Origin of the sequence: Arcanobacterium hippocoleae (assembly GCF_040360365.1) — a bacterium.
GTDB classification, from domain to species: Bacteria; Actinomycetota; Actinomycetes; order Actinomycetales; family Actinomycetaceae; genus Arcanobacterium_A; species Arcanobacterium_A hippocoleae_A.
Window position 1 is genome coordinate 1,282,002 of the sequence record NZ_CP136412.1, and the last position, 23,284, is coordinate 1,305,285.

Annotated in this window: 23 protein-coding genes and 2 pseudogenes; 14 read left to right on the forward strand and 11 right to left on the reverse strand. The window is 47.9% G+C overall.

The features are described from left to right. Window positions 1-5 precede the first annotated feature (5 nt). Genes RQN30_RS06650 through RQN30_RS06665 form a run of 4 tightly spaced genes read right to left on the reverse strand, consistent with a single transcriptional unit; the run spans window position 6 to window position 2,246 of the window. Entirely contained in the window at window positions 6-164 is a 159-nt protein-coding gene (locus RQN30_RS06650) for a hypothetical protein (protein ID WP_353059798.1), read from the reverse strand. Continuing rightward, window positions 157-1,182, reverse strand: coding sequence for an ABC transporter ATP-binding protein (locus RQN30_RS06655; RefSeq protein WP_353059799.1), 1,026 nt, complete (start codon window positions 1,180-1,182; stop codon window positions 157-159). The genes RQN30_RS06650 and RQN30_RS06655 overlap by 8 nt, the downstream gene beginning before the upstream one ends. An 18-nt stretch (window positions 1,183-1,200) precedes the next feature. After that, the gene (locus RQN30_RS06660) at window positions 1,201-2,103 is read right to left on the reverse strand and encodes an extracellular solute-binding protein (RefSeq protein ID WP_353059800.1); all 903 of its coding nucleotides are present in this window, start codon (window positions 2,101-2,103) and stop codon (window positions 1,201-1,203) included. Next, the gene (locus tag RQN30_RS06665) at window positions 2,064-2,246 is read right to left on the reverse strand and encodes a hypothetical protein (RefSeq protein WP_353059801.1); all 183 of its coding nucleotides are present in this window, start codon (window positions 2,244-2,246) and stop codon (window positions 2,064-2,066) included. Before RQN30_RS06665 ends, RQN30_RS06660 begins: the two co-directional genes overlap by 40 nt. Window positions 2,247-2,540: 294 nt before the next feature. Here RQN30_RS06665 and RQN30_RS06670 point away from each other — a divergent pair. After that, window positions 2,541-3,244: pseudogene (locus RQN30_RS06670) on the forward strand (MgtC/SapB family protein). Window positions 3,245-3,411: 167 nt separating this feature from the next. Here the strand turns inward: RQN30_RS06670 and RQN30_RS06675 are convergent. Continuing rightward, a complete protein-coding gene (locus RQN30_RS06675) occupies window positions 3,412-4,017 on the reverse strand; it encodes a hypothetical protein (protein WP_353059802.1) in 606 nt (201 codons plus the stop codon). Between the two features lie 957 nt (window positions 4,018-4,974). Next, the gene (locus RQN30_RS06680; RefSeq protein WP_353059803.1) at window positions 4,975-5,328 is read right to left on the reverse strand and encodes a biotin synthase; all 354 of its coding nucleotides are present in this window, start codon (window positions 5,326-5,328) and stop codon (window positions 4,975-4,977) included. A 360-nt stretch (window positions 5,329-5,688) separates the two neighbouring features. Here RQN30_RS06680 and RQN30_RS06685 point away from each other — a divergent pair, with 360 nt between their 5' ends. Together RQN30_RS06685 and RQN30_RS06690 are read left to right on the forward strand one after the other, a co-directional pair. Then, window positions 5,689-7,071, forward strand: coding sequence for a bifunctional metallophosphatase/5'-nucleotidase (locus RQN30_RS06685; RefSeq protein WP_353059804.1), 1,383 nt, complete (start codon window positions 5,689-5,691; stop codon window positions 7,069-7,071). Further along, window positions 7,032-7,946, forward strand: coding sequence for a 5'-nucleotidase C-terminal domain-containing protein (locus tag RQN30_RS06690; RefSeq protein WP_353059805.1), 915 nt, complete (start codon window positions 7,032-7,034; stop codon window positions 7,944-7,946). Before RQN30_RS06685 ends, RQN30_RS06690 begins: the two co-directional genes overlap by 40 nt. Before the next feature lie 229 nt (window positions 7,947-8,175). Here the strand turns inward: RQN30_RS06690 and RQN30_RS06695 are convergent, their stop codons facing one another. Both RQN30_RS06695 and RQN30_RS06700 read right to left on the reverse strand, forming a co-directional pair. Beyond that, window positions 8,176-8,331 (reverse strand): LPXTG cell wall anchor domain-containing protein, encoded by a 156-nt coding sequence (locus tag RQN30_RS06695; protein WP_353059806.1) that lies wholly within the window; start codon window positions 8,329-8,331, stop codon window positions 8,176-8,178. 26 nt (window positions 8,332-8,357) lie between these two features. Then, window positions 8,358-10,037 carry a hypothetical protein gene (locus RQN30_RS06700; RefSeq protein ID WP_353059807.1) on the reverse strand — a complete coding sequence of 560 codons (1,680 nt, stop codon included), beginning with the start codon at window positions 10,035-10,037 and terminating at the stop codon, window positions 8,358-8,360. A gap of 1,249 nt (window positions 10,038-11,286) precedes the next feature. On the opposite strand from RQN30_RS06700, the gene RQN30_RS06705 reads away from it, so the two are divergent. The 7 genes from RQN30_RS06705 to RQN30_RS06735 all read left to right on the forward strand — a co-directional run bounded on the left by RQN30_RS06705 (window position 11,287) and on the right by RQN30_RS06735 (window position 16,413). After that, window positions 11,287-11,658 (forward strand): hypothetical protein, encoded by a 372-nt coding sequence (locus tag RQN30_RS06705; RefSeq protein ID WP_353059808.1) that lies wholly within the window; start codon window positions 11,287-11,289, stop codon window positions 11,656-11,658. After that, window positions 11,652-11,957, forward strand: a complete 306-nt coding sequence (locus RQN30_RS06710; protein WP_353059809.1) for a hypothetical protein — start codon at window positions 11,652-11,654, stop codon at window positions 11,955-11,957. Before RQN30_RS06705 ends, RQN30_RS06710 begins: the two co-directional genes overlap by 7 nt. 290 nt (window positions 11,958-12,247) lie before the next feature. Further along, window positions 12,248-13,186 carry an L-lactate dehydrogenase gene (locus RQN30_RS06715; RefSeq protein ID WP_353059810.1) on the forward strand — a complete coding sequence of 313 codons (939 nt, stop codon included), beginning with the start codon at window positions 12,248-12,250 and terminating at the stop codon, window positions 13,184-13,186. 418 nt (window positions 13,187-13,604) lie between these two features. Beyond that, window positions 13,605-14,171 (forward strand): MarR family winged helix-turn-helix transcriptional regulator, encoded by a 567-nt coding sequence (locus RQN30_RS06720; protein ID WP_353059811.1) that lies wholly within the window; start codon window positions 13,605-13,607, stop codon window positions 14,169-14,171. 162 nt (window positions 14,172-14,333) lie between these two features. After that, complete coding sequence (locus RQN30_RS06725) at window positions 14,334-15,425, forward strand: DHA2 family efflux MFS transporter permease subunit (protein WP_353059812.1); 1,092 nt, start codon at window positions 14,334-14,336, stop codon at window positions 15,423-15,425. Next, window positions 15,425-15,898 carry a hypothetical protein gene (locus RQN30_RS06730; protein ID WP_353059813.1) on the forward strand — a complete coding sequence of 158 codons (474 nt, stop codon included), beginning with the start codon at window positions 15,425-15,427 and terminating at the stop codon, window positions 15,896-15,898. The genes RQN30_RS06725 and RQN30_RS06730 overlap by 1 nt, the downstream gene beginning before the upstream one ends. Further along, on the forward strand, window positions 15,853-16,413 hold the full coding sequence (locus RQN30_RS06735) for a CBS domain-containing protein (protein ID WP_353059814.1): 561 nt from the start codon (window positions 15,853-15,855) through the stop codon (window positions 16,411-16,413). Before RQN30_RS06730 ends, RQN30_RS06735 begins: the two co-directional genes overlap by 46 nt. 836 nt (window positions 16,414-17,249) lie before the next feature. Here RQN30_RS06735 and RQN30_RS06740 read toward each other — a convergent pair. Further along, window positions 17,250-17,926: pseudogene (locus tag RQN30_RS06740) on the reverse strand (Crp/Fnr family transcriptional regulator). A 371-nt stretch (window positions 17,927-18,297) separates the two neighbouring features. Between RQN30_RS06740 and nth the strand changes: the two are divergent. After that, complete coding sequence (gene nth, locus RQN30_RS06745; protein ID WP_353059815.1) at window positions 18,298-19,056, forward strand: endonuclease III; 759 nt, start codon at window positions 18,298-18,300, stop codon at window positions 19,054-19,056. A gap of 351 nt (window positions 19,057-19,407) precedes the next feature. Here nth and RQN30_RS06750 read toward each other — a convergent pair whose 3' ends face one another. Continuing rightward, complete coding sequence (locus tag RQN30_RS06750) at window positions 19,408-19,869, reverse strand: hypothetical protein (protein ID WP_353059816.1); 462 nt, start codon at window positions 19,867-19,869, stop codon at window positions 19,408-19,410. A 2-nt stretch (window positions 19,870-19,871) separates the two neighbouring features. Next, window positions 19,872-20,699 carry a hypothetical protein gene (locus RQN30_RS06755; RefSeq protein ID WP_353059817.1) on the reverse strand — a complete coding sequence of 276 codons (828 nt, stop codon included), beginning with the start codon at window positions 20,697-20,699 and terminating at the stop codon, window positions 19,872-19,874. Between the two features lie 249 nt (window positions 20,700-20,948). On the opposite strand from RQN30_RS06755, the gene RQN30_RS06760 reads away from it, so the two are divergent. The 3 genes from RQN30_RS06760 (at window position 20,949) to RQN30_RS06770 (ending at window position 23,281) form a co-directional block, all read left to right on the forward strand. Then, a complete protein-coding gene (locus RQN30_RS06760; RefSeq protein ID WP_353059818.1) occupies window positions 20,949-21,077 on the forward strand; it encodes a hypothetical protein in 129 nt (42 codons plus the stop codon). Window positions 21,078-21,488: 411 nt separating this feature from the next. Then, window positions 21,489-22,826: a CpaE-like family protein gene (locus RQN30_RS06765; RefSeq protein WP_353059819.1), complete on the forward strand. Its 1,338-nt coding sequence runs from the start codon at window positions 21,489-21,491 to the stop codon at window positions 22,824-22,826. After that, on the forward strand, window positions 22,826-23,281 hold the full coding sequence (locus RQN30_RS06770; RefSeq protein ID WP_353059820.1) for a hypothetical protein: 456 nt from the start codon (window positions 22,826-22,828) through the stop codon (window positions 23,279-23,281). Before RQN30_RS06765 ends, RQN30_RS06770 begins: the two co-directional genes overlap by 1 nt. Window positions 23,282-23,284: the final 3 nt, after the last annotated feature.

Consider the following 23,284-nt stretch of genomic DNA (forward strand, 5'->3'; position numbering starts at 1 on the left):
AAATGTTACATCCCCTCCACGGTAAATGCTGAAATTAATACGTTTATCGCCGGCAGAAGCAAAAAGGCGGCAATGAACCACATGACCAGTGCAAGCACAACTGCATTAAACGGGTTCCGCAGCATTCTTCGCATCGAGCGCATCATTTCACTGCGTTTATCCATTATTTTTTCCTTCATAGAAGAGAATATCGTCCCGCTTGATACTCACAGCGCATGAGTCGCCAATCTGGAACGGAGAGGAACCGTCTTCGTTAATAATGGTTTGCATCGGTTCCGGTGCGCCATAATCTATCAGGTAAGTGCTGCTCGTCCCCTCATAGCGCGAACTGACGATTTTTCCTTCAAAAACTATCCGCTCTTTCGGTAAGACGGCATTCATCTCATGTAAAGACACCCGCTCCACACGCGCATACGCCGTATCCCCTGCTGCAGCCATTCCTTGTCTGCGCAGCAGTTCAACCGGAAGTAGATTAGCTTCACCAATGAATGTACACACGAATTCAGTTTTCGACGCAGAATAAACTTCACGCGGCGTCCCAACCTGTTCAATGCGTCCGTGATTCATGACGGCAATACCGTCGCTCATCGTTAACGCTTCTGTCTGGTCATGCGTCACATATACCGACGTAATTCCAAAGTGGCGCTGCATATCTTTAATCTGGACACGTAACTGCTGACGCAGTTTTGCATCAAGATTCGAAAGCGGTTCATCGAGAAGCAGAATCTTCGGCCGCATTACAAGAGAACGGGCAATAGCGACGCGCTGCTGCTGGCCGCCAGAAAGCTCACCAATATTACGCTGCAGCTGCCGCCCGCTAAGTTCAACTTCTTTGGCGATGGCTTTCACCCGATCATCTATTTCATCACGGGACATTTTCTTTACTTTCAAGCCGAATGCAATATTGTCGTACACGCTCATCGTTGGGAAAAGTGCATAGTTTTGAAATACCATTCCGACTTGCCGCTTGTCAGAGGGAAGTTTCGTAACGTCTTCACCGTCGATGTAAATCTTCCCCTTAGTTGGTTCAATCAGCCCGGCTAAAGCCCGAAGGGCGGTAGTTTTCCCGCAGCCCGAGGGACCGAGGAAAGTAAAGAATTCTCCTTCTTTGATTTCCAGGCTGAAATCAGGAATTGCAACGAAGTCCGCGTATGCAACCTCAATGTTCTCAAACTTAATCATGGATTCTGTTCCTAAATATCACTTCACGTAATTGAGTTCAATTTCTTCAATCCAGGAGCCGAGATTTTCCGCAACAAAAGCCCAATCAATATTCTGCGCGGTAAACGAGTCGGTGTATGCAACTACTGCCGGATCACCCTTTGCGTTCATATTGGCAGGAGCCGTACCGAATTCTTTGCTCCACTCGCCCTGCATCTGCGCACTGCCGAACCAGTCGATAAACTTTTCCGCAGCCTTTTCATTCTTTGAACCTTTGACGATACCAAGGAACTGATGCACCATTGGAACACCAATTTCCGGACGCACGGCCTCAGTTTTTACATCGAACTGTTTTTCACGGACGATTTTACCGGCGAGCCACATTTGCCCGCAGTCTACTTCACCTTGCGAAATACGCGCATATAAATCAGTTCCGTCGACCTGACGCGAACCGTGCTCATAATATGCTTTTACCGCTTCCCACCCTGCATTAGAAATACCCAGTTTTCCTTTTGGATCAGGATAGCGGGAAAGAATACCTGAGATTACAAGCTGTGTGGTACCGCCGCCAAGCGAACCGCTGAACTCGTATCTGCCGTTAAATTTCGGTTTTGTCCATAAATCCGTCCAATCTTGCGGCATATCGGCAGCAGTCGGGTAGACGTTTGTGCTGCACACAAGCATGATTGGTTCGCGGATGATGGGCCAATACGTTTTCGCATCACCGGCACCATTGGTATCCACTTCGTCTGCCCATGCCGGCCGATATTCCGCGAGCAGCCCTTGAGCTGCAAGATTATGACCGTAGATATCATTCAATCCAAAAAATACATCTGCAACAGGATTCTCTTTTTCGGCAACTAGTTTGTTGTAAACATCTCCGCCGCCGATATCGACAAGGTTTAGCTCAAACCCGGCTTTTTCGCCTGTTCTTTCAGCCAATCTCCCCGACCGTCTGAAATTGAGTTGGAATAAACGGTAATTGCTCCTTCCGCAGTTGGATCTAGGATGTTAGAACAAGCAGTCATTCCCATAGCTGCCAGTGTGAATGCGGAAATTGCGGCGATAGTTTTGCGGACTTTCATATTGGCTCCTTCGTAACCAATACTGCTTCTTCGCAGTTAAACAGTTTTCTATTTTTGAACGATAAACGTACACTATTACTTAATGAACGCGCGTTCATTATGATTAGAACACACCAGATTTCAAAAGTCAATCATTTAACACCGACATGAAAACTAGAAAAAATAAAATCCCTGCGATTAAAAACCGCCCGCAAAACCTACCGCGGCCGCAGCAACCGCACACTCCCGCCCTGCTCACAAATCTGCCGTAAACACCGCATTCAACAAAGATTCAACAAAGCCAGGAGAGCCAAAATGCCAATATTTGCCGACCTATCCCCAATCGCCCAACAATTCACCGCACTCACAATCTGCTTTACCCTCTGCACGTTTCTCGGTATCGAACGCCAAATACACCATAAAAATGCCGGCGTAAAAACACACATACTTGTCGGTGTAGGCGCATGCCTTTTACCCTTATTTCCGCATACGGATTTACCCCCGCACAAAACACATCAGTTCCCACAGACCCTTCACGCATTGCCGCGCAGATAGTCTCCGGTATCGGTTTTATCGGAGCAGGTGTAATTTTCGTGAATAAAGACGCCGTACGCGGGCTCACTACCGCAGCAACCGTCTGGCTCTCAGCCGCCTTAGGCGTATCATGCGGAGCATCAATGTTCGGCATCGCCTGCTATGCGCTATTCCTGCACTACCTCACCGTGTTCGCAATCGGCCCGCTCACAAACAAGATACCGAGTAAACGGCAAGATATGCGCACCGTAATCGAATACAAATCCGGGCACGGAATCATGCATCGAATTCTTGAAATCGCCTCAGCTCAAGGATACAAAGCAGCTATCACCTCAACCGCCGCTATTAAAACAGAAGAAGGCGACGGAATGCGGATAATCATGAAGTTTGTTGGCCGCCACCCGCAGCACGAGCTGCTTCGCTCAATTTCCCAGATTCCAAAAGTGTATGCGGTAGACCAGATTGACCGCAACGAGCTGGATTAACCCCATTAAAATATTTCCAAAAATATCCCAAAAATATTTCCAAACCCGAAGAACTTATACTTACCGGCAAAATCTGCGCCGACTGCCTGCAGCCTGCTTGCTGCCTGCTGACTATTTTTCCGCTAACCATTAACCCGCCGTCGGCATTGCGTAAGAGACGGCAGATATCACAATTGAATTTCCGGCAGAGCGGCACCGCTGCGAGTACGAATCATCTCAATCCAGCCGTCGTATTCACCGCCGTCATTTTTCCGGATAAAATCCCAACGCACATTTACTTCATATCCGTACTGCGCATACAGCTGCCCAAGCCCTTCGCCGGAGCGGAACTGCAAATGCAGAAATTCTACTTCCGCCGGCAGTAAGGAAAGCACTTCAGGAGAGTGAACATAGTCCAAAAGCAGGCGGCCGAGTTTTTCACCACGCCGATTCCGATCCACCTGCAGCCGCTTCACCGTCGCAATATGGCGCGGTTTACCTTCGGGAATTCCGAGAATCCACCACGCAAAACCGAGAACTGTGCCGAATCCGTCTGCGCCGGCATCATTATTCGAATCTGCGCCGGCATCCGCCATCACAATAAGCAGCCCATTCCCTGAACTCATTGCAAGCTCATGAGCTGCCAGCATTTCTTCATACCGCGAAAGCGGATCGCCCTGGCGCGCACCTAAAGCTGCACCCGCTTCGACATTCCCCTGCCAGATACGGACAATCTGGTTTCGTAAATTTTCCGACGGAATTTCCGTTAAAATCTGAAATCGTACATTTACCACGACAACCATTTTACCTTTCCACAAGTCATAACGAATACCGATACCACAACGCCAAGATTAAAACCGAACTCAGCAGACCAAAAACGCTGCGTAACTAGCAGCGGGAACTTAGTTTTTCTACGTAACCGGCGGCGGAAAGTCAGGTTCGTTACATATATTAACGACGGAGATACCAACACCACGCAACTGGTGACGGGAAGTCAGGCGCACTACGTAACTGGTGACGGGAAGTCAGGCGCACTACGTAAGTGGCGGCAAGAACTCGGGTTGAAATTATTGCCGTCGGAAGCGATTGCATTTCCGCAGGTCACAGGCTCACGATAACGACGGTACTCCCGTCGTTACGCAAAACCATCCATTTTGCCACCAATTACGTATGCTCACAGAGATTATGCCATCACTTACGTTGAAAACTACACATTTTGCCATCACTTACCTAATATCACGGGAATTATGCCATCAGTTATGTGAGATCACGAGCGCTTTGCCGCCGCATACGTAATGCCCGGATTGATTCTGCCGCCACTTACGTGAGTCTGGATTGATTCTGCCACTAGTTACGTGAGCTTGCGGGTACTTTGCCCTCACTTAGGTCAGCCGATACTCGCGGTACAAACAAAATATGCAGCGCCTTTTTAGTTGGGTCCAAGTTTGGCCGGTTCCAGTTTAGCCGGGTTCCGAGCGGTGTTTTTGCACAGCGGTCAGGCTTGATCTATGCAAAAACACCACTTTCCATCCGAACAAACACCAGCTTCATTGCATTAACACAAAGAAAAATGAAGCGCCGCCAAAGCCGATCCCGCCGGTCAGCTCCTAAAAACAAAACACACCAAATCTGCTGCTGATTTCAAGTCCTTCAGCAATACTGCTTCACAACTTTCCCGCCTACAACTTCACCGCATACCACTTCAAAACTTACCTGCAGCTTCACCGCTTCCCGCCTACAACTTCACCACTTCACCGCTTTTTAAAGCACCAAATCAAATACCCGATTATCATACCGACGGTACCGAAACCGGAATATATAACACCATAAATTAAGCCAGAATCGTTATAAAAAATGTACAGTGCGGAAAAGAAAAACAAGAACGGAGCCGCAATCCACCACCAGCAAAATCCATGTCGGATTCCGTCGCTAATTGCGAGAACCGCGGTAAGCAGCGGGAAAACTATCAGCAAAAACAGGAAGATATGTTTCGAATGCGAGTCAACATAACGCGCCCAGGCAATACATGGTATCGGCAGCAGCCAAAAAGCCGCCGCGAGAACCGTAAGGCGCTTTAACGAGTCTTTCTCCGGATAATATCTCATATCTAATTGTCTCACAGCGGATTTGCACGGTAAACCGAAAAATTAATCGAAATTAAACATTGCCGTACGCGAACCATATCTAACAGCAATATCTAATAAACAATAACCAAAAACCACACACGAAAATAAAATCTGCGCAGGTATGCAGCAGCATTAAAGAACCGGATTAAACACACTCAAACCACGCTTGGAATTACCGCCCGACGACGCAAACGAAAACATTTTTTAAACAATCAGGAAACATCATTGCAAATCGCAATTTTCGGTATCTCCGGCACGGAAAAAGGATTAGAATTTTAGCGACACTTGCACTAGCGTCAAAACTTTAGACATAGACCGAAAACAAAACTAGGAAGAGCAATGACGATTTCAATGAAGCGGCTATCTGTTTCAACAGCAGCAGCACTTTCCTTGATCTTGGCGCCATCGGCAGCACTAGCAGCAGAAACAAGCACACCAGGCACTGCTGCCGAGCCGCCAACGGCCGCTGAAACTAATACCAGCACCGATCAAGTAACCATCGACCTATACAATCTTACCGATATCCACGGGCATATTGAGAAAGTAACAAATTCAAAGACCGGAGCTGTTACAGAAGCTGGTCTCGCCGCAACATCCTGCTATATCAACAAGGCAAAAGAAAAGAATCCCGATTCCCAATTTCTCCTGTTGGGAGACAACATCGGCGCTTCCCCATTCACCTCCGGAAGCCAGAATGACAACCCGACAATCGAAGCACTCAATAAGATGGGAGTTTTTGCTTCCACAATTGGCAATCACGAATTCGACAAAGGAATCCAAGCCCTGAAAGACCGCTTCGAAGGAAAGAACGGTTTTTCACGTATCGATTTCAGATACCTTGGAGCAAACGTTGAAGGGCTGAAACCTTACCTTGACGACTACGCGATTTGGACTGCACCATCAGGCGTGAAAATTGCTTTCATCGGGGCAATCGAAGATGATGTGGCAACCAAGCTTGCCCCGGGAACCGTCGATTCGCTGACTTTCAACAAGCCGGCACCGGTTATTAATAAAATTGCCGAGCAATTAAAGACCGAAAAGAAAGCCGATATCGTAGTGGCAATGTTCGATAATGATGTCGAACGCTCCTACCCGCTCATGGGGAAGTACGTGGATGGAATCATGGGCGGCGACACCCACAAGCCATACTACTTCACCCAAGTAAAGGCGAACGACGGGCATGTGCTTTCAGCAACTGCTTCCGGATCCTTTACCGATAATCTTTCAAACCTGCAATTTGTTTACAACAAAAAAGAGGGCAAAATAGTCGCTTCGAAAGCAATTCAGATTCCTGCAGCTGACGTAGCCGCATGCGGTGAAGATGAAGCCGTAAAGAAAGTAGTTGACGCCGCGGCAGCGAAAGCGAAAGAAAAGAAAGCAGAAGTAGTTTCCACAGGCACCGGCTCTTTCTACCGCGGAATCCAGAAAGGCGGCGGTGAGAACCGCGGTACTGAATCCACTATCGGCGGTTTGATTGGCGATTCGATGAAGAATACTTTCAAGGATCTCGACGGAAATCCAATCGATATTGGGATTATCAATGCTGGCGGGATTCGCGCAGACCTTGTATCTGCCGGCGGTAAGCTCACGGTGGGAGACGTCTTCGCTGCCCAGCCTTTCTCAAATGAGGTCGGATATGTGAAGATGACGGGCGCACAGTTTAAGACTTTGCTTGAGCAGCAGTGGAAGCAGCTCGGAAAAATTCTTCCCGCCCAATGCTGAAGCTTGGTCTTTCCGCTAATGTGAAATACACTTTTGATCCGGCCAAGAAAATGGGCGAACGGATTACCTCAATTTTGATTGACGGCAAGCCAATCAATCCGGATAAACTCTACTCAGTCGGTTCAGTTACTTTCCTGCTCGCCGGCGGCGATTCCTTTGACATTCTGAAAGATCCGTCGATTGCAAAGACGCTAACCACTATTTCAGAGGGTCTTGACCGTGAATGGCTCCAGAAGTATTTGACCAATAATCCAACCGTGCAGCCGCGGACAGCCGTTTCTTCCGTCGGTGTAACTCTCGATTCAAATATCGACGGCACTAAGGTGAACGCAAATGTACACCTGCGCGGGCTATCGTTCTCACAAGATGGAGAAGCAAAAACGCAAAAAGTTACGGTTAAACTTGCTGATGCTGCAGTAAGCGCTGATGTGAACAATACTCTTGAAGACGCAAATGCTTCGAAAGAGAATGCGATTGTAACTGCCGACGGCGTCGGATATCTCGATAAGCCGGTTGCAATACATGCAAATGCAAAGTGTGAGAATGGGGCAAAGTCCGCATTCCTGCCGCTTACCGTGCTTAACGAAAAGGGTGCCGAACTTGTGTCTGCTGCAGCCGGACTTGGTGTAACAGTCCCTTGTGCAAACACTTCAGATCCTGCCGCAGCCGGCAAAACTCCTGCCGTTTCGGGTGCAGACCAAAAGGCAGGACCAGTGAATACAGCTAAAACTGCCGCAGCTCCCGCAACTCCGCTGCTTGCGAAAACTGGTGCAGACGCAGCAGGTTTCGCCGGATTTGCCGCAATCGCACTTGTTATCGGCATGGTATCGCTTGCTGCAACCCGGCGTTACAAGATGGAAAATGCATCAGCATAATGCGGAAGCAAGCAGCTAGGCGAAACTTTTCAGAATCTTGTTTATCCTCACGGCAGCTGATTAGGCAGCCAGCCGCCAGCGATTAGATGATGATTCTGGCAAGAACCTGAATATTGTGAAAGCCTCGGCGGTTTAAAACCTGCGAGGCTTTCACAATTCAGGGCAGCGATTAGCTTTCGAAACAGCAATCAGCTTTTGAAACAGCAATCAGCTTTCGCGGCAGCGATTTTTAGATATTTTCACGACGGCGCCGCATTGCCAGACCAACTATTCCCAGTAAAACTGCTGCGGCTGAAACTAGCCCGAGAGAACTGCCGGTTTGCGCCAGCTTACCCGAATATTTACCCGAATATTTCTTTTCAGACTCAACCGAATCATCAAGCAAAATCGGAGTATGCGGTTTTTGTATTCCTAAATTCTTACTGCCCGCAGCAGCATAATCTGAGCCGTCAGAAGATTCTGCATCTTTTTCTCTCCCGACTCCGCAGCAGCTCCTCCAGACTCTTCCGCTTCCGCAATCCCGTCCGAAAGGGAAAGCACGCGATTGTCAACACCGGAAGCATAGCGTACAACCAGTGAACCAACACCATCAGAATTTGCTGCAGAAGCACGGAATGCAAGCATATTCTTTCCATTCGGCAGAACAAAAACCCGCGCAAAGCGATGGGAGCCGTCGTCAGAATTTAGATGGAATGATACCGGAGCGAATCCAGCGAATTTTTTAATCAGCGGATGAGTTAGCGGGATTCTCACTTCTTCACCATCACGCACGCTGAGTATTTCCTCAACAACCTCTCCTTGATTGCCGCGAAAATTTTCATGAATCAAATCAGACACAGCGTCCCACATTGGGTGCTGATACGAAACTTTAATCTTGATTTCCTTACCCAAATTCACTTCCTGCAGGGCATCACGAGCACGTGATAATGCATTAAACTGCGCACTTACAGATTCTGGTGTTGCATAAACTGTGTCAACTAAAAATTCTTTTACATTCTCAAGAACCCGCATAAACGCTTCACGGGAATCGGCAGCAAATCCATTTCCTTTCGCCGGCATCAGCATAATTGCCGAGTTATATGCCGCCTGCAGCGCACTTACGTCTGCGGATTTGAAGGATTCAGTAGGTAAATCAACCAATACACTACGCAGCTTATCTGCCGCACTGCGGAAATCTTTATGCGTAATTTGCGGTTTACCATGTCCGGAAACTTGAATCGAATCATAGTCAGGCGTCTGCACAATGCGAACCGCTTCTTTATAAGCAGAGGAAAGTTTTTCATAAGCAGCTGGCAGATACCGCTTTCCGCCTTTGCCGTTTTGCGCAAATTTCGCATTAGCTTGCGCAATGAGTTCATTCAGTTCGGTACGATCAAACGGCTTCGGCTTCAGCTCACTTGCCGCGATATTCAGCTTTTTGCGTGCTTCGTCTGCCTGTGCCTGACTCGGTTTATTCTCCGTTGCAGCATTCGCAATTAGCGCCCGCGCAATATCAAGTGTTTCCATAAAAGTACGCAAAGTGTCAGCGGTGAATTCCATTCCACGGCTTTGCGCAGCCGAGTAAATATTGAAGTGCTCTGTTACGGCACTTTCGAGCGGTTCCAAATTCAAACCCGCTTCTGCCGCATCCGGTACTTTCAGCTCAACTTCATTTCCGGCGACGACTAATTTAAAAGTGTCTTTGGCAGAGCGAAGCACAGTGTTACTCTTGAACACGCGACTATCCCACTTATTTCCCACTGTCTGCCATGCAAGCCAAGTACGGAGAGCTCCATTAGTAAGTACATAATTACTGTCAAATGGAAGATAGAATTTTCCGCTCTCCTCGGCAACACCTAGTTCTTGCGCAGTATGCGGCAACGCAGTCTCCCCAAAAATAACAAATTCCCGAGAATTATTAAGCTCATATGAACCCGTAGCTAAAATCCAGATTTTAATTTGATATTCGCCAAAGCTTAGAGTCTGCGGTTTCACGTGCTCTTTTGCATATTCAAAAGTCGCTTTCTCAAATTCGACTGCAAAAGCTGCAGGGGAAAAAGCCGTAATCGGGACGAGTCCGCCAACGGATGCAAGCAATCCGAAAACAAGCACACTCAAAAAATTCGTGCCCGAAAACAAGCGCGCCGAAAAAATCGTTCCTTATTTTGTTTCATATGTTTTCCTTTAATGAAAGTTAAGACGCAAAGTCAATACATGACATTATCCAAAATTAGGGTACCCTAACTTATGCATACTACCACACATAGTCGCAAACACAAGAAGACGTAAAACGTAATTACCAGCAGTTTTACAATCACGACATTTTAAAGCAGCAGTTACGTCGCTATCTTTCGGAACTGACGCAAATTCCGCTCACAATCGGCGCATATTTTGCATACAGCCGGAGCACACCCTACTTACAATCAGCACACATAACCTTTCGGACCTATGTAACTAGTGGCAAAGCGTTTGCGGGTTTACGTAAGTGGTGGCAAAACACTTGCGGGGTTCACGTAACTGGTGGCGAAATGCTCGCGATCTCAAGTGGTGGCAAAATGCCCTGTACGGTTACGTAACTGGTGGCGAAATGTACAGTTTTATGTAGCGACGGGAGAGCCGTCGTTATCACAAGCCCGTGACCTGCGGAAATGCAAGTACTTTCGACGGCAATAATAACAGCCCGAGTTCTTGCCACCACTTACGTAAAATTTTCTGCTCCCCGCCACCAGTTACGTAACAGAAAGCTTGGTCTTACCGTCGAATATGCGGCATGACTGGAGTTTGACAGCATGAAATGGTCTGGGTTTCTTCTCAGGTGTTTTACCCTAGTTTCCATTTTCTCTGATGCATTGGCGATGCGCCGGTAGTCGTTTTCAACTTCGAGCGGAGTCGATATTTGAGTACCTGGTAAATACGGGCGGCATCTCATCAGTTCACCCATCCAAAAGCAGCCGTCTCAAACCTCAAAAACATCACGCCACTTACGGATGGACAAGCGAGTTCTTATATCAACCATTAAACTTCCCCGCAAATACATTGCCGCAGGAATCCCAACCACCCACAGGAACGCCATATTCGACGTTAAATAAAAGTCTTGAAAGGCGCTAGAAATGCATTATTGCGGTGAAAAATTCTCTTACTTTCATGCAGGCATGTCTTGAAATACCCACTTTGAAAAAATATAATGATTATTGTTATCAATACTGGTAGGTGTTTTACATTTTTCATTGACATATTCCATAAGGAGTTTCACCCATGAACACCGCTCATAAATTAACCGGGATTGCACTCGTAAGCGGTCTTTTCTTTTCATTTACTTCACCTTCTTCCGCTCTTCCTTTTAGTGCCTCAGCAGCCGACTATGCAGGCACAGGCACAAACAACACTTTTTTCCACGGTTCAAAATAAACCAGACGTGACTGAAACATTTACAGATGGTGCACATTCGTACACTGTTACTTTCAATGCTTCTACTAGAATGTTTGCTTCATATTTAGATGGAGTTTTAGTTAAAGAAATTTCTTATAATGAGCTTAAATCTAAAATTGAAAAAGCCCAGCAAAGCGCTTTGGAAAATCGTGCTGCTAATAAATGCTCGGTAGGAATGGGAGTAGTCAGCATTATTAACGGTGCTTTGCGGACAGCAGCTGGGATTGCTACGGGCGGCGCCGCAGTTCCTGTGGCCGGACTTGTTACGAGTCTTATCCCCACTATTGGAGGTATGTTTTGCTAGTTGAAAAGAAATTAGATGGCGGCTTACGGGGTGGATTATTAGCTGGAGGAATGAGCTTAGCTGGTAGTGCATTAGGTTTCTTTATTGTCTTTCTCGCGAAAGGAATACAAGGAAACCCCGTATTTGAGTGGTATGTAATTACAGTCTTGTTCACTGTTGCATCAGCTATTTTTTTAGTTACATGGTATGCGATTAAGAAAGGTTCAGAGCAGGTAAAACTAACGTTTATAGTAACTGCGGTTGCTGGTATTTTATCAGCTGCAGCTTCTATCATTGTTGGATTTTTATTTATACCTTAAAGTTGCATCCCGAACATTTTAGAGGGGCTGTATCAAAAGCCCCCTCTTACACCTTTGAGTGATTAGATTTTATCAGGTCTGGACGGGTATCTTTCTGCCTCCCTTGACGAGTCGTGATTGGGAATTGGTCTTTACCTTTATCTGACACTCCCGCTAGGCACATGATTCTGCCAGTCTATTCCCTACCCAATTTCGACCCCAGCCCGGAAAATCAAAAAGTTCAATTCATTTTTAAAAAATGAAGGCAAAAGACTCTAGCGCTATTGGAAAAGCAGTGAAATAATAAGAATATGACTGATAAAACATCTCGAAAATTAACCGTGGTTGGCGCCGGATCCGTCGGCACTGCCACCGCATATGCCGCCCTGATTCGCGGATCAGCATCCACAGTTTCTCTCTACGACATTAATAAGCCGAAAGTTGAAGCCGAAGTACTTGATCTCGCACACGGTTCACAGTTCATGCTTGCCTCAAAAGTTATGGGCGGAGCCGATATTGCGGTAACCGAGAACTCTGACGTTATTGTGATTACCGCCGGTGCGAAGCAAAATCCAGGTCAGACTCGCTTAGATTTAGCCGAAAAGAACGTCGCAATCCTTGAGAGTATGCTCTTACCGCTTGCCGAGCGCTCTCCGAACGCGGTGTTTGTATTACTAACCAACCCTGTTGACGTCCTTACTTATGTTGCCACTAAAATTCTCGACCTTCCAAAAGGCCGTATTTTCGGTTCGGGCACAGTTCTCGATTCCTCGCGATTACGTTGGCTAATCGGCAAACATGTCGGAGTGTCAGCCCGTTCGGTTCACTCAATGATTGTCGGCGAACACGGCGATTCTGAATTTGCGCTGTGGTCTTCAGCAACTATCGGTCAAGTACCGATTCGTGAATGGCGCAGCGAAGACGGCACACTCACTTTCCCAGAAGAGAAACTTGACACTATCGAAAAAGAAGTAATCAATGCTGCCTATCGCATTATTGAAGGCAAAGGAGCGACGAATTACGCAATCGGTGTTTCTGCTGCACGTATTGTCGAAGCAATTCTCGGAAACCATAATGCGGTCCTCCCTGTTTCTTCCGTCGAAGACGGCGTATCCATTTCCGTCCCATCGCTTATTGGCCGCTCTGGCGTTACCCGACGTCTTAACATCGCTTTCGACGCCGCTGAGCAGGAACGTTTAGATCACTCAATTGCAACATTGAAAGACTCGATTAAAACTGTTGGATATTAAGTTTTAATCGGCTGTTTTCGCAGCTTGCACCGCATAATTTCCGCACCGCAAACTTTTGCCGGTTAACGTAATTTTTAACCAATTTCGGAAGGCTCGGTTCCTGGGAAACAATTCCAGATACCGGGCCTTCGCTCTTGGCAGCCGCACCTCTGCGTTTCAGTTCACCAAATCAGCGTTATGGAAACCAACCGTTATGGTTTTATAAAATTTCAGATAAACCGCAGAAAATAAAAGCATTACAGCCAAATTAGTTAAATTACTTAACTGTTAATATAATTAACAGTATGACGAGACAGCAACCGGATAAATATCGCGAAACCGCTAGACAACAGCTTCTGCAAAAATTCAAAAAGAACGAATTCTGCGAAAAGATGTAATTTTCGAATTTCACTATCTTTTACAAGAATCGCAACGTGTAATGGGAAGCTACGCACATAACCTCGGGCTTTCACAGCGAGATACCGAAGCAGTGATGCTGATTTGGCGTTCATCCCGCGATAATAAACCCATCACTCCCTCCAAACTCGCAAACTTACTGAATATTACCCGCGCAGCGGCCACATACCTGGTGGAACGCCTTACAGCACAAGGTTACCTAGAACGAATCCCAGATCCGAAAGATCGCCGACGGACATTGCTTTACCTTTCACAGAAAAGCGAATTAGCAGCTCACAATTTTGCTCACCCGTTCAGACTGTCCGCCGATTCAGATTTTGCCAAACACAGCAATGCGGAACTAATTCTTTTCATCAAAATGTTACGCGAACTGACCGCAGCAGTCGTGGAATCAGTACAAAACAACGGACAAGCCGAATATGCGGAATCACAACCTGCACATCCGCATACTAGTAAATCTGCCCACCCGCATACTCGGACATCCGCACACCCGCACACTTCAGCAAAATCCCATCCGTTCCCAGCAGAAACAAAACTAATACACTTCCAGAAACCCCCAGAACATTCCGAAAATACCGGCCGCGGATAATACCGGCTCCCGCACAATCTACAAATTCACATTGCCTGATTCCTCCGCATTTCCACAGTGCAGACTAGAGTAGGCAAGTATCAAATTTTAATGAACACTAGAGCACGCTGAAATCCTTCCTAGCTTTTGTACGTATCGGCGCGCTTAAAAAGAGAGGTTAGCGTGCAGATTACAAAAGAGCAGAAAAGAATGGTCGGCGTACTAATTCTGGCTGCATTTGTGACGATCTTGAACCAGACCGTCGTTAATCCAGCAATTCCGTCGGTGATGCGAGATATGCATGTTGGCGCAGCTACCACACAGTGGCTCGTCTCCGGATTTACGCTTGTAAATTCCATTCTCGTGCCGGTCACTGCCTACTTCTCTGACCGCTTTCCAGTCCGCGGACTCTACATTTTCTCCGTTGCGTCATTCATCCTCGGTTCAGCATTATGCGGATGGGCAGTAAATTTCCCAATGCTCCTCACCGGCCGCATCACTCAGGCAATCGGCGCAGGAATTTTAATGCCGCTCACAATGACGGTGATGATGCTCGTTTTTCCGATTGAAAAACGCGGCACAGCAATGGGATTCTTTGGTTTAGTTATTTCTTTCGCGCCAGCCATCGGCCCAACCGTCAGCGGAATCGTAATCGACGCAGCCTCATGGCGCTGGCTCTTCCGCGGAATTTTTGTTTTGGCGTTGATTATCCTCGCAGCTTCTGGCTTTGTCACCAATAAAACTGCAGGCGGACGAAAGAATCAACGGCTCGACATCCCCTCAGTTATCCTTTCCACACTCGGCTTCGGCGGTGTACTTTACGTTCTTTCTTCCGTAACCGGCACGCCGCTTTCATGGATTGAGCTTGCAGTTGCACTAGTCGGCATCATTTCACTGGTCTCGTTTTTCCTCAGACAGTTACGTCTCGAAACGCCCTTACTGCAAATTCGCGTGCTGAAAATTCGTTCGTTTACTATCAGCACGATAATCGGAATGCTTGTACAGGCATCTTTAATGAGCGGCGTCGTACTGATTCCAATCTACGTTCAGCAGATGCGCGGAATGCCAGCGACAGTTTCCGGTTTATTGCTTCTCCCCGGAGCGCTGCTCTCTGCTGTGATTAATCCGATTGCCGGACGTTTTTCGATCGAAACGGCGCGCGGCGTCTTGCCGTCGGCGGTACAATCGCACTCACACTCACCAGTATTTTCTTCTGTTTCCTCGACGAAAACACCCCGATTCTGCTTATCGGTACCGTATTCGCGATTCGGATGATGGCATTAAATACGGTGAACATGCCGGTAACAACTTGGGGAATGAATGCGTTAGACAACCGCATCATCAATCACGGCACTTCGGTAAACAACACTTTCCGCCAAGTTGCCGGCTCACTCGGAACAGGTTTAATTGTTTCACTTTCTGAGCTAATCACCCGTTCAGCTTCCGCTGCGCAAACTACATCCGAAGCCCATGTGCATGCCCAAATTCTCGGCGTGAATGGTGCGTTTATATTTTCGGCCGTACTTGCCGGAATCTCAGCAATACTTGCAATTATTTATGTTCGCGACAACGAAAGTGCGGCACGAATCGATTCGACGAAACTTCCCGCCGACGCACACGAACTCCCTACACGCCAATCCCGGCAGAGATTCTCTTGCGGGAAGTATATACAGTTCCGGATACAGCGACGGTTGCCGAAGCAGTGCAAATTTTTGACGAAAAACATATTTCTTCAGCACCAATCGTAAATTCCACCGGTCATGCCGTCGGATTGATTACTGAAAGCGACGTTGTCCGCGCACTTTCCAACCGCCACCACCAATATCTTGATCCGATTGCGGCAGTAATCCGTTCCGGTGTTGACGACCGTAAAATCACTGAAAAGCTTGAACATGTGTTGAAGCTGAATGTGCTGGAATTAGGGCGGCGCCATATTATTACCGTGCCGGATAGAGCATCTTTAGAGGATGTGGCCCGAATAATGAGTGAGGATCGATTAACGAAGCTTTATGTCCGCGCAACCGGAAATACGAATAACGGCGCAGACAGCGGCACGGAGAATGGTGCAGACGACCGCGGCGGAAATAAAGAAAGTCGCATTGCAGCCGCAGCCAACGCAGCCAACTCGCCAGTGCCGTCGCCGGCAATAGCGCGCGAACAGGCGGCGAATTCCCGCGGAGTAATCTGCGGGGTAATTAACCGTTCAGACTTAATCCGTTTTGCACTGCTAAAGTCGCATAGCACCGAAGTGCTATCCGGCTGAACCTGCCGCATTTTCATCCGATAGTGGTGCGCGCCGCAATACGCACACCTCTTATCAGCGCTCATAATCTCTTATAGCGCATTGTCTGCCAGTAAGATCGCACACTCAGGATAAAATAGGCTCTGCACATTTTGTTCGGCTGCGGGACTGTATCCGTCGGCACTGAGATGAGTACGAGCACACGTAACTAGTGGCGGGATCTCTGCAGGTTTACGTAACTGATGGCAAGATTTACTTTGACGGCTTATCGAATTTTGTTCGGCTTAGCGGAATAAAAAGCTGGTGTCTGTTCGGGTGGAAAGCGGTGCTTTTGCATAGATCAAGCCTGACCGCTGTGCAAAAACACCGCTTGGAACCCGGCCAAACCAGACCCAACTAACACAACTCGCGGCAAAATGATTGCAAGTCTACGTAACTGGCGGCGGGATCTCCGCGAGCATACGTAAGTGGCGGCAAAATACCCGAGGGATTACGTAACTGATGGCATAATCCGCATTTTTCAACGTAACTGATGGCGAAATGTACGGTTTAACGTAACGACGGGAGAGCCGTCGTTATCACGAGCCTATGACCAGCACAAACGCAATCGCTTCCGCCGGCAATAATTGCAGCCTGAGTTCTTGCCGCCAGTTACGTAACGAAAACAAGTTCCCGCAATCAGTTACGTAAAATTTTCCACTTCCCGCCGCCACTTACGTCACGAACCTGAGTTCTTGCCGTCAGTTTTAATCCGAATATGAAAAGCGGCGGCCGCACCCTCAGAGCACAGCCGCCGCCAAATAAATAGGCAGCTTGCTTTCGCGTTTTATCAGCCTGCTTTTATTAGCATGCTTTTATCAGTGTGCACGGCGCTGCAGACGCGCAACCTGAATCAGCAATACTGCACGGCCTTCGAGACGAATCCAGCCGCGGGAAGTAAAGTCAGCAAGCGACTTGTTTACCGTCTCGCGAGAAGCACCGACAAGATGTGCAAGTTCTTCCTGAGTCAGATCATGCGCAACATAAATACCCTCTGGAGTCCGCTCCCCAAAGCGCTCAGCCAAATCAAGAAGCGCTTTCGCCACACGCCCAGGCACGTCAGAAAAACCAAATCAGCCATCTGCTGATTTGTGTTGCGCAGTCTGAAAGCGAGTTGACGGAGCATTGAGATTGCAAGCTTTGGATGATTCTCAATATATTCACGCATTTCAGCATGAGAGAGAGTAAATAACCTGGTTGGCGCAATAGCCGTCACAGTAGAGGAACGCGGTTCAAGATCAAACAGTGAAAGTTCACCAATAATCTCTCCTGGACCAAGCACTGCAATCAGGTTTTCCCGACCGTCATCTGCCGTATGTGAGAGCTTTACCTTGCCTTCCACTACGAGATAGAGCCGGTCTCCGTCGTCGCCCTCCTGGAAAAGCGATTCGCCGCGCTTCAAAGATGTCTCGTCCATAAGCGCCGCGAGAGCCACGCGATCGTCGTCAGTCAATCCTTTAAATAGTTCGACGTTTGCGAGCACATTGGAATCCATTGGAATTCCTCTCTTCCTAATTACTTTCCGAAATTATTTGTCTCGATTTTCACGATTATTCCGACCTTAAGCCGCTTGCCAATTTTCCATGATTTCCGGAAACATGCACACCTGTGCTTGAGGTCATATCATTTTCAATAATGCCATGTTATTACGGTTTTAGCACGTTGTTAGCACAGCATTTTGCGATAGCCTGAGAGAAGAATCTGAATATTATGTATTTCTGTGGGACTTAAGCTGGAGAATAAAAGCATCTGCACGCACTCATATTCAGATAAAACCCACCCGGCAATAATGAAAACTACGCATATTTTAACAAATCACACCGCAAAGGAAACTAATGGCAATTTCGAGCAGCGACATGGATAATAGTGCCGATAATAAGGAGGAAACCCAAAACTACCAGCACACAGCACTCCTCCCCGCAAAAACTCTCCGGAAAAACCTCGCAGAACCGCAGCAAAAAACTACCGCAGCGGCCGCGTTCACTGAAAGACCGCCGCGCCGCAGCAAAACTGCTCACGGACAGACTCGCAACGGTTTACCCAAACTCAAAGTGTGCCCTAAATCACCGCAACGCTTTTGAATTGCTGGTTGCGACGGTCCTCTCAGCACAAACCACAGACGAACGAGTAAATTCTGTAACCCCAAACCTTTTCACACATTTTCCCACCCCTGAAACAATGGCCGGCGCAAGCCTCGAAACACTCGAAACAATTTTACGGCCGCTTGGGTTCTTCCGGTCAAAAGCAAAATCTGCAAAAGCACTTTCGATTGCCTTAGTTGAAGATTTTGCTGGCGAAGTCCCCAGAACTCTTGAAGAGCTCGTGACTTTACGCGGAGTGGGCAGAAAAACGGCAAATGTGGTCCTGGGAAATGTTTTTGATACGCCCGGAATTACCGTCGATACACATGTTGGCCGGATTGCACGGCGTTGGGCCTGGACTCGTGAAACTGATCCGGTGAAAGCCGAGCTGGAGCTGAACAAACTTCTTCCGCCGGAAATCTGGACTGTAACGTGTCACCGAATTATCGACCACGGGAGAGCAATCTGCCATTCACGCAAACCTGAATGTACACTGTGCCCAATGCGCGATATTTGCCCCTCATTCGAAATACTCACCGCTTAGTTGCGCCGCCGAATTTTGCCGGCCTTAATTAGTTTTCGAAATTTTGCTATTTTTCCGGTCCGGCCTGTTTCCGCTTTTACAGATTTTTGCAGCTTTCATGGCTTTCACAACTTTCAAAGCTTTCAAAGTGTCAAAGATTTCAAGCAAATTGCGCCGGTGTAAAATTTACGGCGAAACTTTTCAAAAATTCGGATTTTCAAACATACGGATTTTCAAAAACTCAAAATATTTAATTCCAAAAATATTGGCGACGGAACCGCACTTCACGAAACCGCCGCCAATACCGTCGTTAATAAACAGTAATTTGCGCTGAACCCGCCTTTTAATACAGACGAACTTCACCCGCCAAGTTTAATCGTCGAGACCGAGAGCTTTCCGACGCTCATACACAGTGGCACGCTCAGCACCGGAACGCCGCGCGAAATGTATTGTGATTCCGCCAGCCAAAAGCACCATCCCAAAAATCGCAATACGTCCGGATCCGAAATCGATTCCGAGATGATGGACCACATTTCCCGTAAACGCATTCAAACTGCCGAATGTCTCATCAAGATTCAGAAGCCATCCTTTAACAGTATTGGGAACAAATAACGCCGTAATTCCCGTAACCGTCAGCACGAAACCAAAAACCTGCAGCCCAAGTGACGAAGCACGGGCAATCAGCATCAAGAGCAGCAGCGATACTAATCCGCCAAAAAGTTCAAGCAGTGCAGCAAAGGAAACAACGCCGGTATCCCACGGGTTATTCTCTACAAGAATCAAACGCACAGAAGCATCAGAAAGCAAATACCATGTAACTGGAACGAGCAGCAATGTCAGGAAAAAATCCCAACATGCGCCCAAATTCGCGAACCTGGAGCTTCAAGATCTATTTCGTCTTCATCCACATATGCCGACGGACCTTGCGCCCAGCGTGCGCGGCGTTCTGCATCAGCATCCGCCGAAACATCCGGATGCATAAATCCGGCAGTTTGAGCCTGCGGCGACTGCCCTGTTTCGGTGCCGAGCGGGGCTGCAATCGAAACTGCAGGCGCGTTCGGGGCGCCGTCGAACATTTGATACCCGGCATTCACATTTCCGGATTCTTGGTTCGGATTGTTTGCAGCTGCGGAAGTATCAAAACGAGCTTCGTCAGCAGAGTGCGCAGAAAGCACGTCTCCGAGATTTGCGTTCGCCCGCTGTCCGGCTGGGATTACGTTAAATCCTGTTTCCGCATTGACTTGATTAACTTTATTTTCCTGATAATTCCGCGGCTCGTGAGATTCAGAAAAGAGCGGCGCCGAATCATTTTCCAACTTCGCCGGATATCCGCCTTGCGAAAGTTCATTTTGCCCCGCAGGCATTTCCGCAGCACGATTCGCTGCAGGTGCATTTTCCTGCTGCGAGTCAGAATCTCCATCCGTTTCTCCCGCTTCCGGCTGTACAAAATCCGGTGCAGCGGCAGCGGCAGCACTTTCAGCCGTAAACACCTTTTCCCACGCAAGCGCTTCCGCACTGCCATAGGAAAGTGACTCATCAGCTTCACTCCGAAAATCTTGCGTATTTGCAGCATTTTCGTCTATTTCGATTGGCGCAAGCACTTCAGCGTCGTCGTCAAACGGCGGACGTGAAGCGGAATTATATGGATCAGTTGGTGTCTGCAAAGTAGTCTCCTAAAGTTATTCCTGTCTAAAACGCTACTTTATTTATCTACCTATTTGGCTCTTTTTTGGGGCGTTTCGCTATTTTTGATATTGCATTACACAATTTCTGATACTGTGCTGCATATTTTTGATACTGTATTACACAGTTTTTGATACTGTATTACACAGTTTTCCAGACACGATACGTGTTTTAGCGGCTCTGCGTTTTTGTTTGCGTTTTTGTTTGTTTGTGTTTTTGTTTGCGCAGGCGTGGCGGGTGTTGCGGGTTTACTGGGGGCTGTGGGTGTGCGGGCAGGCTGCAATTATTACCGTCGGAAGTGCTTGCGTTTGTGCTGGTCACAGGATCGCGATAACGACGGCACTCCCGTCGTTACATAAAACCACCCATTTCGCCACCAGTTACGTCAGCTGATGCCCGCAGCACAAGCAAAATATGCGGCACCTTTTTACTTGGGTCTGGTTTGGCCGGTTCCAAGCGGTGTTTACGCGGCAGTCAAACGTAACCCGCACAAAACACCGCCCCCCCAAAAAAATAAACACCAGCTCCATCACATAAACACGAAAAAATATGAAGAACCGCTTTAATCACCATCCCAAATCCTCTTAACCGTTACTTAACCACTATCTGAAAATTAACCGTTGCTTAGCTACTGTCGGAAAATTAACCGTTGCTTAACTGCTGTCCGAAAAATATTTTCGTTTGGCAAAAACATGTGGAGAAATTTAGACCATCCACATTTTCTTGGCATTTCTAGCGCAAACTTGACTTATTGCGAAATACTCGCACACATGAATGAGTTTTTACGAAAAAATCCGCAGCAAGTACAGCAAATGCAGCAAGTTCAGCAAGTTCGCTGCAGCACCCCAAATACTGCAGCACAGAGCAGTATCGGCCGGCAGAATCATGAATTTTTCACAATAGCGCAAAGCGCAAGCAGAAATCAGCAGCACCGCGCCGAATTCGAACCTAATAGCGAATTATTTCCCCGCGAGCCGCTTGCGTCGGCTGCATATTACGGCACAGAACCGCATCTTTATCAAGAGCTGAGCGATCTGGCTGAGCTAATTGGGGTTGAGATTATTTCGGCACGGAAAAATCGCATGAGCGGAACACAACCGGCAGCAGTCCTAAATTTCACGCAAGAAAACTGTGCTGAAGATTGTGTCCGTGCAAGCTTCCATCCAAGTTTCGCTCCCTATTTTGCCAGCGGCAGTGTGGAGTTAAACGTAAAAACTGACTCCGCAGAAATTCTTGAATTACTTGCCGCCGTCGGCGCTACCCTGCGCGGACAAGTTCTTGGCCTAATCGGCACCCAAGGCGGGATTGGCACAAGTACGACGGCAGTATGGATTGCACGGGAATTTGCACGGCGGCACCATTCAGCAGCGGTAATTGATCTCAACCCATCTTCTGCCGGAATTGATTTAATTTTTTCCGGTGTCGGACTTTCCGGTAAACGCTGGCACGATATCCGCGGTTCAGGCTCCATGCTCGCCAATCGACTCACCAACTCTCTTCCAAGCTGGAAAGGAGTACGTTTTCTTTCTGCAGATTTACGCGGAGGTGTGGATTTAGCTTCCGGAAACGGCGAGAAAGCAATTGCCGCGCTTTCACAAGTACATGAATGGACAGTGCTTGATTTACCTACGCGGGCATTAGATCCAGCAGATTCGACACATAAATGGCTGGAATGGTGCGACGCCCTGCTGATACTCTCCGGAGTGAACACTGTAAGTCTTGCCTGCACCCAGGCAAGACTGGCGGATTTCGGCAGCTGCGCAAATTTTGCGGTTGTTGCCGTAGGAGCGAAAACCCGCGGCCATCTCGCAGATATTTCCGCACAGCTTGGATTAAATACAATTTTCGGTTTACGCCGGCAAAAGAGTCTTCCGGCGGATCTTGATCACGGACTTACACCGGGAGATAAAAACCGCAGCGGAACCGCAAAAGATATTCGCACAATTTGTTCAGCTTTGATTGAGTCCTCCGAGATTGACGAAACCCAGAGCGGATTTCGCGAACCGGAAACAGCGGTAAAAAGTAACGGCAGCGGTTTGGCGGGGAATAGTGCGGAAAGAGATTCGCAGAAAATCCGCAATAAACAATATTCGATTGGGGTAAAATAATGACTCCCGCCTCTGCCCTAACTGCAAGCCCGACTCCTGCTCTGCGCCAAATTCGGAGACGAATCGCTGCAGGAGAAACACTTGCAAAATCTTTTGAGAGCGACCAGCTTATTTACACTTCACAGCTTGCAGCATTAAAATCGACGGTTGCGAACGTGATTTTCGGCGCCGGTGAGACTATCGCACCTTTACTCGATGACCCGGGCGTAACCGATGTGCTTGTAAACGGCAGTGCCGGAATCTGGGTAGACCGCGGAAACGGTCTGGTCCGGATTCCTGATTCCGAAGTAGAACCCGAACTAAAAACTGACGACGGCGTGCGGGCACTAGCGGTACGGTTAGCAGCAACTTGCGGTCAGCGGCTTGACGATGCGTCACCAATTGTTGATGGAACTTTCGAATCAGGTTTACGCCTGCACGCCGTGCTGCCCCGCTTTCTGCGGAAGGGCCGCTGATTT

Excerpts from the sequence above, each read along its gene's own strand:
- RQN30_RS06650 (WP_353059798.1), bottom strand. The coding sequence starts at position 164 with ATGGATAAACGCAGTGAAATGATGCGCTCGATGCGAAGAATGCTGCGG.
- RQN30_RS06655 (WP_353059799.1), bottom strand. The coding sequence starts at position 1,182 with ATGATTAAGTTTGAGAACATTGAGGTTGCATACGCGGACTTCGTTGCA.
- RQN30_RS06665 (WP_353059801.1), bottom strand. The coding sequence starts at position 2,246 with ATGAAAGTCCGCAAAACTATCGCCGCAATTTCCGCATTCACACTGGCA.
- RQN30_RS06680 (WP_353059803.1), bottom strand. The coding sequence starts at position 5,328 with ATGAGATATTATCCGGAGAAAGACTCGTTAAAGCGCCTTACGGTTCTC.
- RQN30_RS06685 (WP_353059804.1), top strand. The coding sequence starts at position 5,689 with ATGACGATTTCAATGAAGCGGCTATCTGTTTCAACAGCAGCAGCACTT.
- RQN30_RS06705 (WP_353059808.1), top strand. The coding sequence starts at position 11,287 with ATGCAGGCACAGGCACAAACAACACTTTTTTCCACGGTTCAAAATAAA.
- RQN30_RS06715 (WP_353059810.1), top strand. The coding sequence starts at position 12,248 with ATGACTGATAAAACATCTCGAAAATTAACCGTGGTTGGCGCCGGATCC.
- RQN30_RS06720 (WP_353059811.1), top strand. The coding sequence starts at position 13,605 with ATGGGAAGCTACGCACATAACCTCGGGCTTTCACAGCGAGATACCGAA.
- RQN30_RS06730 (WP_353059813.1), top strand. The coding sequence starts at position 15,425 with ATGGCATTAAATACGGTGAACATGCCGGTAACAACTTGGGGAATGAAT.
- RQN30_RS06765 (WP_353059819.1), top strand. The coding sequence starts at position 21,489 with ATGAATGAGTTTTTACGAAAAAATCCGCAGCAAGTACAGCAAATGCAG.
- RQN30_RS06770 (WP_353059820.1), top strand. The coding sequence starts at position 22,826 with ATGACTCCCGCCTCTGCCCTAACTGCAAGCCCGACTCCTGCTCTGCGC.